Below are 12,490 nucleotides of genomic sequence, written 5' to 3' on the forward strand. Positions count from 1 at the left end.
GAAGATCACTCTTCATTCAATTACTTTTATGTAAAGGAATCCCCTAAATTTTTCATTGATTGAATAAATTTTTTAGATTTCAAATACAATCCAGAATACTCTTCATAATAAGCATCAATAATCATACTCAGCTCTTTCTTAGTGGAATCTTTTACGGAGATACTTCCTAGACGGGAAATATCCATATAATAAAAAACCCGGAGCAGCTTTACTGTAGCCTGTGAGATTTTATAATGATAAGGGTCCTTTTCCAGGCATTGATGACAGATTAATCCACCTTCTCTGATAGAAAAAGAAAAGTGGCCCTCTGTAGCTCCGCAAAAAACACAGCGATCTAATACTGGATATAATCCTAAGCTGTTTAACATTTTTAGTTCATAGATATTTACTAATATTTCCGGATCATATTCTTCATTCATGTAATTCAACGTTTGATATAATAATTCAAAATGATAAGGATTGGGCTTTTTTTCATCTGTACATTTATCTGTAAGCTCTACTATATAGCTAGCATATGCAGTAAGAAAAATGTCTTCTTTTAATGAGCGCATACTCGATATTATGTCCCCTTGCTGTAAAAGCCCTAATCCACTACTTCGCTGGACGAGAAAATATCCATAGACAAAAGGCTGGGTTACAGCAGAAAGCCTGCTGTTAGGCTTTTTTGCACCTCTAGCCATTACCCCAACCTTTCCCCATTCTCTTGTATACAAAGTTACTATTTTATTGGATTCACCGTAATCGATGGATCTAATTACAATCCCTTCACACTTTTCCAGCATCACCATTCACCATCCCTTACTATAAGGACAGTACTATGAAATGGGATAATCGAGTTCCGCTAGTTCCTCTTCTTGCATTCCTGGTATTTCATGATTATGCTTTTCTAATTCTTTAAAGAGTAGATAAGTATCAATGTTACCTGTTTGGGAAAAAACTTTCCAGGTAAAGTCTAACATGTAAAACCCCACCTTTCGATTTTTAACTAGCTGTTTACAACCTTAATCTTATCATAGCCTGTCTTTATAAAATCATGAGACGAAAATATTGCTAATTGATTGCATGTATAATTTTCAAATAACCGAATGCCTTCTTGTTTAATACGTTTTCCTATTGCTGAAATAAAGGAGACAACAGGATTTCCTTCTTTTTCTTATGGCAGCCTTTATAGCTGTTCCGTTCTAATTATTAATATTCGTCTTCTCTAAACCCAAAATCACGCAATTGTGTCATTTTATTGCGCCAATCTTTTTGTACTTTCACCCATAATTCCAAATAGACTTTATTTCCAAGAAGATTTTCAATATCCGTTCTTGCTCTTTTTCCGATTTCTTTCAGCATACTACCTTGTTTACCGATAATTATCCCTTTTTGAGAATCTCGTTCAACGATAATAGTGGCCATTACGTTAATAACATCGTTTGATTTTCTCTCCATCTTCTCAATTACTACTGCGAGGGAGTGAGGAATTTCCTCTCTTGTTAGGTGCAGTGCTTTTTCCCTTATTAACTCAGAAACAATAAAGCGTTCAGGATGGTCTGTCACTTGATCAGCTGGATAAAATTGCGGTCCTTCTGGTAAATACTTTTTGATTTGTGTTAATAATGTTTCGACATTATTTCCTTCTAGAGCAGAGATTGGAACAATTTCTTTAAACGGATACTTCTCTTTATATGATTCAATAATGGCAAATAATTGATCTGGGTGAATCGTATCAATTTTATTAATCACTAAAAATATTGGTGTTTTTACAGACTGAAATTTCTCAAGAATGAATTCTTCCCCTTTACCAAAGCCTTCTTCAGCGTTAACCATAAAAAGGATTAGATCCACTTCTTTCAGTGTGTTCTGCGCTACCTTCATCATAAAATCGCCAAGTCTATGTTTCGGTTTATGAATTCCAGGTGTATCAATGAAAATAAGCTGTGCATCATCTGTTGTAAGTACACCTTGAACTTTATTTCTTGTAGTCTGTGGCTTATCGCTCATAATCGCAATCTTTTGCCCTATTACACGGTTCAAAAATGTTGATTTTCCAACATTAGGTCTTCCTATAATGGAGATAAATCCTGATTTGTGTTCTGTTTGATTATTAATGTTCATTTAAATCCTCCGGTGAAAATGCTCCTGGCAATAACTCTGCCACAGTTAATGTTTGTACGTCGCCTTTTAAATTCGTTAATATTACTTCCATGTCTTTTGGACAAAGTTCAGAAATCACTTGTCTGCAAGCACCACATGGAGAAATTGGTCCCTCTGTATCTGCCACAACAACAAGCTTCTTGAAAGTAGTATCACCTTCTGAGACAGCTTTAAACAATGCCGTTCGTTCTGCACAATTCGTCATACTGTACGCTGCGTTTTCAATGTTACACCCGCGATAAACGACACCCTTTTCCGAAAGCAGAGCTGCTCCTACCTTAAATTTTGAATAAGGTACATACGCTTTCTCACGTGCAAGCTTTGCTTCTTCCATTAGAAGTTCCTTTTTCATACAAATCCCTCTTTTCTTAAAGCAGCTTTTCATGCTATTTCAAGTCCACTTTTGGCTATATCACAAGCCGAAAAGGTTCTTGCTTAGCCAAATACTTTCCCCTTTAGCGCTAAGATTTATTTTAAAATAACTTTTCATTTTAGTGAGTATCTCTTTTTAGTAAGCCCTATTCTCGCCTTACCCATTATTTTAAAGAATAAATGGAACGTTTTCAAACTTCAGTAACACTTAATCTTATGTAAAATGTACTGTCTTAAAATTATATACTAATTTGGAAGCACAATAAAGAGAAAGAAGTAGGGAGTGATTAATGAACGTATAAAACCCCCAAAATAAAAAACTACCTTTTAAAAATTAAATCTTAAACAAATAATTATTTGTCTAAAATTTAATTTTTATCAGATAGCTTTTATTCTCTAACCTGTTATAGCGCTCCATATTTTCGGGATAAAGATGATTCCGCCAATCACAATCGAAAGAATTGCTGCGATAAAAACAGCACCAGCAGCTATGTCCTTTGCCTCTTTTGCCAATGGATGATATTCACTAGTAACAAGATCCACCACACGTTCTATTGCCGTATTTATCAGTTCTAGGCTAATTACTAATCCAATACAAAACGCAATAAACATCCATTCCTGTTTGGACAAATCATTTAAAAGGCCCAATATAATAACAAGAATGGTAATAACCAAATGAATCTTTACATTTCTTTCTTGTTTAATAGCAGTTAATATTCCCAATATCGCTAAACGGAAGGAGGATAATTGACTGTTCTTTCGAATTCTTTTATCTTTGTAATCCGAACTCATCTAAAATATCCTTTTGAAGAGTAAACATCACTTTTTCATCTTCTTCTGTCATATGGTCATATCCTAGTAAGTGCAAGAAGCCATGAACAGATAAAAACCCAAGTTCTCTCATATAAGAATGACCATAATCATTAGCCTGTTCCTCCGCTTTATCGATAGAAATGACAATATCTCCTAACATTCTAGGAAGTCCCTCTCCAACCAATTCCATTTCGCCTTCTCCTAATTCCTCCAGCGCAAAAGAAATAACATCTGTCGGTTGATCCTTTTCTCTATATTCTTTATTTATTTGTTGAATTTGTTCATTATGAACGAAGGTAATGGAAAGCTCAATTTCTCCTTGGAGATTTAGTTTTTCGGCTGCAAATTGTAAGACTTCCTCGATTTTCGCAATTTCACTTTCCTTCACCTTTTCGGTTTCATCAATAAAATCAATTTCTAAATTCATATTCGACTTCCTTTACTTTTTCATTTCTGGATATTCGATTCGCGAATGAAAAATCCCTTTTAACGTTTCACTTAATGTATTTCGAACAATATCTAATTCCTTTAATGTTAAATCACATTCATCCAATTGTCCATCTTGCAAACGGTCAGAAATAATATTCTTAATTAATGAGTCAATTTGCTCGGTGGTTGGTGCATTTAAACTTCTTACAGCAGCTTCTACACTATCCGCAATTCCTATAATTGCTACCTCACGCGTTTGAGCTTTTGGGCCTGGATAACGGTAATCACTTTCTTTTACCTCTCCCCCTTTTTCCTTTGCCTTAAAATAAAAATATTTTAAGAGAGAGGTTCCATGATGCTGTTCGGCAATATCGACGATTTCCTTCGGTAATTTATATTTTCTTAATAACTCAGCTCCATCTGTTGCATGGGCAATAATGATATTTTTACTAGCCTGTGGGGGAATACGGTCGTGTGGATTTCCCATATTCATTTGATTTTCAATAAAAAAATGTGGCCTTTTTGTTTTCCCGATATCATGATAATAACAACCAACTCTTGCCAATAAACCATTGGCGCCAATCGCTTCACATGCTGATTCCGCTAAATTGGCAACCATTACACTATGATGATACGTACCAGGTGCCTCTGTTAAGATTTTACGTAATAATGGATGGTTAGGATTGGAGAGCTCAATTAACTTAATGGTAGAAAGCACCCCAAACCCGGTTTCAAGGAAAGGTAAGAAACCGATTGTTAAAACAGCTGAACTTATTCCGGAAATAACGGCCAGTAAAAGGAATACACCGTATTCTTTTGCACCATAATGTCCGTTTTGCAAATATAAAATCGCTAATATCGTAACAATATTTATGAAAGAAATAAAGAATCCTGCATAAAGAATATTGGTCCGCTGATTTCTTTTATTTAAAAATAAAATACTGGCTAAACCACTAGTAATAATATATATACCCATTCCTACATTAAAAGTTCCAGCAACACCTTCATTAAACATAATCATTCCACAAACCGCAAGCATAATCGTTACTAATAAAGCAGATTTTTCTTCCATTAATATCTTAATTAACATAACCGCCATAGCAGCTGGAAATATATAGCCAATCTCTGTGTATTCAAACTGTTGGAAGGCGCTTATTGTTTTCATTAATACAATCGTTACACTAATTATAAGAAAGAACATTAAATAGAACTGGATATTATTCTCCTTCTCCTTTGATGTTCTTTTAAGTGTATAAAAATAAAGTGCCGCTAGCATCGCCAGGATGATTAAACCTAAACCGATAAATGGCTGAATGGAATTATCGCTGTCTAATAATCCAACAAGTTCAAGCTGTCTATGTATCTCTCTACTTATCAGTTGGCCTTCTTCCACAAGAACTTGGCCTTGAAGTACTCTTATCGGTTCCACACCATCAACAGCTTGCTGACGCATCTCTTCTGTTGCAGTAGGATCGTAAAATTCATTTTGAATGATTGCAAATCTACCTAAATCGATACTTGCACTCTTTAAATCAGATGTTAAACCATCGTTTACCTTTAAGATATCCTCCACTCTTTTTTTGGCATTTTCCACCTCATCTGAAGGAATCTTTCCATTCATTACTGTATGTATAGCTGTAACCGTAATATCTTTTGCGATTTCTAACTGATCTTCCGAATAAGGAATAAGAGATTTTAAAGAGCGGTCCATAATTTCATTCGTTACTTCATTTGTCAGCTTACCTTTTAGTAATTCAAGCTTCTCATCAACGGACGGCTCTTTTATTGATTCTTTATTCTTCTCTTCCTCTTCTGCTTTCTTTCTTTTTTCTTCCAGTTGTTTCTCAACGTCATTATTTACCTCTGTTACAGAATCAAATATAGAAGATATTAAATCCACACGATTCTGGGCAATTTCTTTATTAACCACATAGACATCCTGTACTTGATTTTTTGCTTCTTCCTTCTTTTTCTCTGTACTTTCTTTATCTTCCACCGTTATGGGCGACCTAATAGTTTGATCCGCTACAGAAAATAACTGTACATTTAATTTTTCCGGCTTTACGTTTCCATAGAGTGTAAAGAATAAAATGACACCAAGTAAAACAAAGAGAATTATTTTAAAAAAGGTAATATTCATTAGTTTTATTAAGTTATTACGCATTCTCTGCCAAACGTTCATATTTACCTCCTATTTCAAAAAATAGGTTCACTTGCTTATTCTATCATCTTAAACCTATTTTTTAATCCTTAACCTATCTAGATGTAAATTCTCCTTCTAAAAGCTGATTCAAACACTTATTACTTTCCTCAATAGATAAGTAAAACCACTATTAATTAAAAAGAAAAAAATCTGATGATATGTAAAATGATAACAGTTTTTTCGATCGTTTTCATCCTTTTTCGAATATTTCATGTATCTTGAATGTATCCAATATAGAAAGAAGGACAATATCGTAAGTTTGAATAAACTTACGATATTGTCCTTCTTTTCTTTTACATAACTTGCTTTCCATATGCATGAATAATTTTTCCGACTAATGGATGTCTCACTACATCGCTTTCTTCTAAATGAACAAAACCAATCCCATTTACATTTTGCAGAATTTGTTCTGCAACTACTAAACCTGATTTAACGCCCTTTGGCAGATCTATTTGTGTTTTATCACCTGTAATTACCATTTTGGATCCAAAACCAAGTCTTGTTAAAAACATTTTCATTTGTGCATGGGTTGTATTCTGTGCTTCATCTAATATAACAAAAGCATCATCCAATGTTCTCCCGCGCATATAGGCAAGTGGAGCTACTTCAATTGTATTCCTTTCAATCAAACGAGCAGTATGCTCCATACCAAGCACATCATGCAATGCATCATATAACGGTCGTAAATAAGGATCTACTTTTTCTTTTAAATCTCCTGGCAAAAAACCTAAACTTTCCCCCGCTTCCACTGCAGGTCTTGTTAAAATAATTCTATTTACTTTCCCGCTCTTTAAAGCATTTACCGCCATCACAACGGCTAAATACGTCTTACCTGTTCCTGCGGGACCAATCCCAAAAACTAGATCATTTCTTCTAATCGTGCGTATATACTCGCTTTGGCCGATCGTTTTTACTCTAATTGATTTTCCTTTAATCGTTTTCGCTATTTCTTCATCGTATAGTGACCCAAAATATTCAAGCGTTCCTTTCTTTGCCAAAGAGATCGCATACACCACATCTCGTTGACTGATGGAAACACCCTTTCGGATTACTTGTAAAAGTTTATCAACAATATCCCCAACGAGCTCTATTGAATCAGGATTCTCAGAAGAAACAAGCAGCGTTTCTCCTCTCGTTACGATGTTACAATCTAATTCTTTTTCAAGCACTTGCAGATTGCTATCTCCATTACCAAGTAAAGCAATTGCTTCGTTTGGATCTTTCAACTTTACATTCATCGTTTTTAAATCTTCTGTCATTCTGTATCTCCTTGAGTTAGAGGTTGTGCTTTCGCAATGTTTTCTATTGTTGTAAAAGCTATATTTAATTTAACTTTACCACTCTTTATATCTTGTTGTAAAATTTTTTCCTCCTTAATTTTCCCATCTTCACCAATTCGTTTCATAATATCCTTTCTAGCATCCTCCTTCCCTTTCTCGATAGCTTCCTTCTCACTATATCCTCTTGTTACAATCTCTTTTTCCCGATATGTTTTATTTACAATCTTAATTGGTAATTCCCATTTAAAAAACTTAACGTTTGACTCATTCTCCTCTTCCTCATATTCCTTATACTCTATTTTGCCAAACCCCCATACAGGAATACTCCACTTACCAAGCTTCATATAAATTTTTTGCTTTTCCGCTCCATTAAATACTTGGAAAGTAGTTTTCAAAGGAACAGTCACTTCTGTCGTATACCACACTTCTCCCCATACTTTCCCTTTAGCAGATACGCTTTTCGCATGATCTTCATTCCCTATTTTGCCTGCAACTAACAATTGTCCTTTTCTCACAACCTCATTGATGGCATATCGTTTTGTACCAGATTCCACAAAATCTGTTACAATTGTCGCTTTCTTCGTCGCTATTAAATTTTGCGGACCAGCTTCTTTCTTTTTCTTCGGCTCGTTTTTTTCAACCACCTGAAAATGATAAGTTGTCCCTTTTAACTCCACACCAATCCATGTAATTGCATCAATATTATTCGTTAATTCCGCTTGGATTTCATCTAATTCCTTTGCAAAAAACTGTGATTTACCAATTTTTATGTCCATCTTATCCAGCTGCTTACGAATTTGATATTCAGTCGCCGGATTCGCTCCCTTGATTTCTATTCCCCAGACCATATTGGATAAAGTAAGAACTAGTCCTAAAAAAAGGAATAACCCGAGCACAAAACCGCTGTTTTTCCACATTCTTTTATATAGAAACGGAGCTCCAGCTCGGCGCTGAAACTCTATTTTTATACCGCTCCCTCTAACTAAATGACGAAGAGAATGGATATTCTTTAGACTAATCTGAAAGGTTACAGCTTGCGGTCCGTGCTTCTTTACGTTCCAAACAGACATACCATTTTTTAATAACTTATTTAAAAACCTTTCTAAACCTTTGCCTGTTGCTTTCACTGTAATAATCCCTGTTAAATATTCTATCCAATGATTTTTCATAATTTCCTCCCAAATCATTCATTTATGTATAAAACTTGATCTATTTTCCCTTCTAATAATATTTCTTCTGGTAAAATTGTCTTTATAACAAACCCTTTTCCTTTAATCAACAGCTGCCCTTGTTTTAAAAGCAATCGCAATTCTTTATCTGAAAAGGTTATTAACCCTCGGTGGTTCTCTACATAAATATGTATTTGTCCGATCATTGTGATTCTAGGTAAGTCCATCATGACATCTTGAGGAAGTTCTAAATTTTTTATCATCCAGTTCCGCAAGTTGTGTCCCCATTTTTTAGCCATAAAAAAAGAACCCCCTTTCCTCTCTTTTATGAGATTCTCTGGATAGACAGTACGCTTTCTTACACTTACTATCATCATATTCACGGAGTCCTACATTATGCTAAGAAAAACTTTTACATCGCGCATTCGCGGACATTTTCTTCAAATTATCCTTTTATACAAAAAAGAGCTATTATCTAGCAAGTCAATTCTCCAAAGAGAAATAACGCTCGATAATAACTCTCTATTGTTTTTATTTTCTATTTGTTACTCTGTGTTGCATTGAAGCTCGATGTGGATTTCTTGAACGAGGCGATGCTAATACTTCCGAAAATACTACTGCCTGAACAATATTATCCTTTGTAAATAAGCCTTCAGACTCTTTAGGAAATTGGTTCTTATTTAAAGTTGGTCCTGAAACGACTCTATTTCGTTGTTTTTCCATCATTTTAATCTTCTTTTGTAAACTTGCATTTTCCCTTTGCAGCCTTTCCAGCTCAGAAAGCGGCTTTTCCTCCTGAACCACTTTTTTGGGCCTTACAGGGGCAGTCATGACTTGTCGTTCTCTCTCCACTTCTGCATTTACTTGTTTTGGCACCTGTGGACTCTTTGGTTTGGGCACCTGCTTTTTTTTACTATTATCAAAAACAGAAGAGAAGAGAAAAACTACAACCGCAATTATAATTGGAAGGATTTCCAAATCTTTTCCCTCCCTTTCTTAAAGTTTACTCATCATCTTTATTTTTCTGGTCATCTGTTAATTTACCGATAGAGCCTCTCATTTCTGTATCAGCCGTGATATTTTGTAAATTCATATAGTCCATTACTCCCATATTCCCTGAACGCAACGCATCAGACATAGCCATAGGAACTTCCGCTTCTGCTTCGACAACTTTCGCACGCATTTCTTGAACTTTTGCTTTCATCTCTTGTTCTTGGGCAACAGCCATCGCTCTACGCTCTTCTGCTTTTGCTTGAGCAATTTTCTTATCTGCTTCTGCTTGCTCTGTTTGTAATTCAGCGCCAATGTTTTTACCGATATCTACATCTGCAATATCAATCGATAGAATTTCAAAAGCTGTACCAGCATCCAACCCTTTAGATAAAACGGTTTGAGAAATCATATCTGGATTTTCTAATACTTTTTTATGATTATCAGAAGAACCAATTGTCGAAACAATACCTTCCCCAACTCTGGCTACAATCGTTTCTTCACCAGCTCCACCTACTAGTCTTTCAATATTAGCACGAACAGTAATTCTTGCTTTCGCTTTTACTTCAATACCGTCCATTGCAACACCAGCGATAAAAGGTGTTTCAATTACCTTTGGATTAACACTCATTTGTACGGCTTCTAATACATCACGCCCTGCTAAATCAATTGCAGCACATCTTTCAAATGTTAGCTCAATATTAGCACGATGGGCAGCAATCAAAGCATTTACGACCCTATCAACATTACCACCGGCAAGATAATGACTTTCTAATTGGTTGATTGTTACATTTAATCCCGCTTTATGGGCTTTAATCAACGGATTTACAACGCGACTTGGTATAACCCTTCTTAAACGCATCCCTACTAATGTAAAAATGCTAATTCTCACTCCGGCAGCTAAAGCAGAAATCCAGAGCATTACTGGCACAAACGTTAATAGCACCCCTAATAAAATAATTGCCAATACTACAACAATAATCCAAAATATTTCAAATCCGCCTACTAGCATTACTCATCCTCCTTTTGTATATCTATCGTTAGTATTTCCCTTACAACAATTCTTGAACCTTCTGCTTTTACTACTTTTACTTTCTTACCTTTATCAATAAAACTACCATCACTCACGACATCGATTCTTTCATCCTCAATAAGTATGACTCCGGCAGGACGTAAGGCAGTTAAGGTAACGCCTGTTTTCTCCACCAAATCATTGCGGTTCTGATTAGAAACATACCCACTTTCTGTATTGGTTGAGTCTGTTAATATGATTTTTTTAAAGAATTTCATTTTTCTACCAAACACCTTTACTAATAAGATAGATGCTATAATCGAAACTCCTATTGCGATTGCAAGGCTTATCCCTATGACCGCAATATCTCCACTTGCAAGAAACATGCTTGCAATGACAGCAACAATCCCTATTGCTCCAGCCATTCCACCGACGACAAAGAATTCCAGTATAATTAAAAGGATTCCAATCACAAAGAGAATGAGACTTTCGTATCCTGCAAGTCCTGCAACTAAATGACCATAGAAAAAGAGCAATAAAGCAGATATTCCCGCTATTCCCGGCAGTCCAAATCCAGGTGAATATAATTCGATGATTAACCCGAGACTCCCAATTGATAATAAAATAGGAATGATAATAGGATTTGTTACAAACCTTGCCATTTTCTCTGCAAAGCTTTCATCAACTTTTTCTATCTTTGCATTCTGTAACCCTAAATGATTTAGCACATCATCTAAACTATTTACTGTACCATTGGAATAATTTATCTCTTTTGCTTCAGATGAAGTTAAAGTTAAAAACTTGCCAGCTTCCTTCATACCTGGAATAGAAATAGATTTATCTGCCATCGCCATTGCATAAAGTGGATCTCTCCCTGTTTTTTCTGCTGCCCCTTTCATGGCAGAGATCCAGTAAGATTGAGCTTTTTCCTCTGCTGCATTCCCTTGTCCGTCTATCACGCCAGAGGATCCTATTCTTCCTCCCTCCACCATGTAGATCTCATCGGTATTTAATGCAATATAGGAACCAGCGGAAATGGCATCTTGGTTAATAAAAGTAACCGTTTTTATGTCGGTTTCTGCAATTCTCTTTCCTATTTCAATAGCAGCCGACACATCTCCGCCAGGTGTATGCATATCAAAGACTATCGCACTAGCCTGATTTTCTTCTGCTTCGGTAATTGCCCGATCTATAAACTGACTTAACCCTTTTTCAACCGTATCCTTTATTGGCACTACATATACTTTTTCTTCATTATTAGCGTAAATGATACTAGGAATGAAGGATAGAAAAAAAATAAAAAGAAGAGGAATCATCCATATTTTCTTTTGTCTTCTCAAATTCTCCCTCCTTTCCTAAATGGTAATAGAAAAATGTTATGGCTATGTATACGTTTAACTAAATAAAAAGTTTCATTTTTTAAAAATTTTATTTAGTTAATGATTTTTATCGTTAAATCGAGAAAAACAAAGGATAAGATATGGTCCTACCGAAGGAAAGCAACAGAGTTACTTTTTTAATAAAATCATCTATTTTTATTATATGTTATATTAGAAATAGATAAAACAAAAAATCTATTAACTATGTAAAAAGGCTGCAGATATAATCTGCAGCCTTTAAAACATAAACTTATTTATGAAAGGTGTTGTTGTACAAGTTTATTTACTAGTGAACCGTCTGCTTTTCCTTTAACTTTAGGCATTAAAGCAGCCATCACTTTTCCCATTTCTTTCTTTGAAGAAGCTCTAGTATCAACGATTGCTTGTTTCACAATCTCTGCTAACTCCTCTTCTGAAAGTTGTTCTGGCATATATATTTCAACATGTTTTAACTCCGCACGTATTTTGTCAACAAGATCTTCACGACCTGCTTTCTCAAACTCATGGAGGGAGTCTTTGCGTTGTTTTACTTCGCGAGAAAGGACAGATAACTCGTCTTCTTCAGAAAGATCTCTACCAAGCTTAATACTTTCATTCTGAATGGCAGCCTTAATCATTCGAATTACAACTAGTTTATCTTTTTCTTTGTTTTTCATCGCTTGCTTCATATCATTATTTAAGCGTTCGAGAAGACTCAATTT

The 12,490-nt window shown here is 35.2% G+C and carries 14 protein-coding genes; all 14 read right to left on the minus strand.

Annotation, left to right across the window (positions count from 1 at the left end):
• Window positions 1–26: 26 nt before the first annotated feature.
• Entirely contained in the window at window positions 27–782 is a 756-nt protein-coding gene (gene recO, locus NX902_RS16115; protein WP_095322373.1) for a DNA repair protein RecO, read from the minus strand.
• A 33-nt stretch (window positions 783–815) separates the two neighbouring features.
• Window positions 816–959 carry a YqzL family protein gene (locus NX902_RS16120; protein WP_082138270.1) on the minus strand — a complete coding sequence of 48 codons (144 nt, stop codon included), beginning with the start codon at window positions 957–959 and terminating at the stop codon, window positions 816–818.
• 229 nt (window positions 960–1,188) lie between these two features.
• Window positions 1,189–2,103 carry a GTPase Era gene (gene era, locus NX902_RS16125; protein WP_217279781.1) on the minus strand — a complete coding sequence of 305 codons (915 nt, stop codon included), beginning with the start codon at window positions 2,101–2,103 and terminating at the stop codon, window positions 1,189–1,191.
• Window positions 2,093–2,494, minus strand: coding sequence for a cytidine deaminase (locus NX902_RS16130; protein ID WP_095322359.1), 402 nt, complete (start codon window positions 2,492–2,494; stop codon window positions 2,093–2,095). The genes era and NX902_RS16130 overlap by 11 nt, the downstream gene beginning before the upstream one ends.
• 416 nt (window positions 2,495–2,910) lie before the next feature.
• Window positions 2,911–3,306: a diacylglycerol kinase family protein gene (locus tag NX902_RS16135; RefSeq protein ID WP_095333836.1), complete on the minus strand. Its 396-nt coding sequence runs from the start codon at window positions 3,304–3,306 to the stop codon at window positions 2,911–2,913.
• Window positions 3,284–3,754: an rRNA maturation RNase YbeY gene (gene ybeY / locus NX902_RS16140; protein WP_095333835.1), complete on the minus strand. Its 471-nt coding sequence runs from the start codon at window positions 3,752–3,754 to the stop codon at window positions 3,284–3,286. Before ybeY ends, NX902_RS16135 begins: the two co-directional genes overlap by 23 nt.
• Before the next feature lie 12 nt (window positions 3,755–3,766).
• Entirely contained in the window at window positions 3,767–5,938 is a 2,172-nt protein-coding gene (locus tag NX902_RS16145) for an HD family phosphohydrolase (RefSeq protein WP_095333834.1), read from the minus strand.
• 314 nt (window positions 5,939–6,252) lie between these two features.
• Window positions 6,253–7,218, minus strand: a complete 966-nt coding sequence (locus NX902_RS16150) for a PhoH family protein (RefSeq protein WP_095333832.1) — start codon at window positions 7,216–7,218, stop codon at window positions 6,253–6,255.
• Window positions 7,215–8,408, minus strand: a complete 1,194-nt coding sequence (yqfD, locus tag NX902_RS16155; protein ID WP_172859952.1) for a sporulation protein YqfD — start codon at window positions 8,406–8,408, stop codon at window positions 7,215–7,217. Before yqfD ends, NX902_RS16150 begins: the two co-directional genes overlap by 4 nt.
• Window positions 8,409–8,422: 14 nt before the next feature.
• A complete protein-coding gene (yqfC, locus tag NX902_RS16160) occupies window positions 8,423–8,707 on the minus strand; it encodes a sporulation protein YqfC (protein WP_016202973.1) in 285 nt (94 codons plus the stop codon).
• 232 nt (window positions 8,708–8,939) lie between these two features.
• Window positions 8,940–9,386, minus strand: a complete 447-nt coding sequence (locus NX902_RS16165; protein ID WP_172859953.1) for a hypothetical protein — start codon at window positions 9,384–9,386, stop codon at window positions 8,940–8,942.
• 25 nt (window positions 9,387–9,411) lie between these two features.
• Entirely contained in the window at window positions 9,412–10,410 is a 999-nt protein-coding gene (gene floA / locus NX902_RS16170) for a flotillin-like protein FloA (RefSeq protein WP_095333826.1), read from the minus strand.
• On the minus strand, window positions 10,410–11,750 hold the full coding sequence (locus NX902_RS16175; protein ID WP_341160845.1) for an NfeD family protein: 1,341 nt from the start codon (window positions 11,748–11,750) through the stop codon (window positions 10,410–10,412). Before NX902_RS16175 ends, floA begins: the two co-directional genes overlap by 1 nt.
• Window positions 11,751–12,043: 293 nt before the next feature.
• Window positions 12,044–12,487 carry a GatB/YqeY domain-containing protein gene (locus NX902_RS16180; RefSeq protein WP_172860339.1) on the minus strand — a complete coding sequence of 148 codons (444 nt, stop codon included), beginning with the start codon at window positions 12,485–12,487 and terminating at the stop codon, window positions 12,044–12,046.
• Between the last annotated feature and the right edge of the window lie 3 nt (window positions 12,488–12,490).

This window comes from Niallia sp. FSL W8-0954, assembly GCF_038005605.1.
GTDB classification, from domain to species: domain Bacteria; phylum Bacillota; class Bacilli; order Bacillales; family Cytobacillaceae; genus Niallia; species Niallia circulans_A.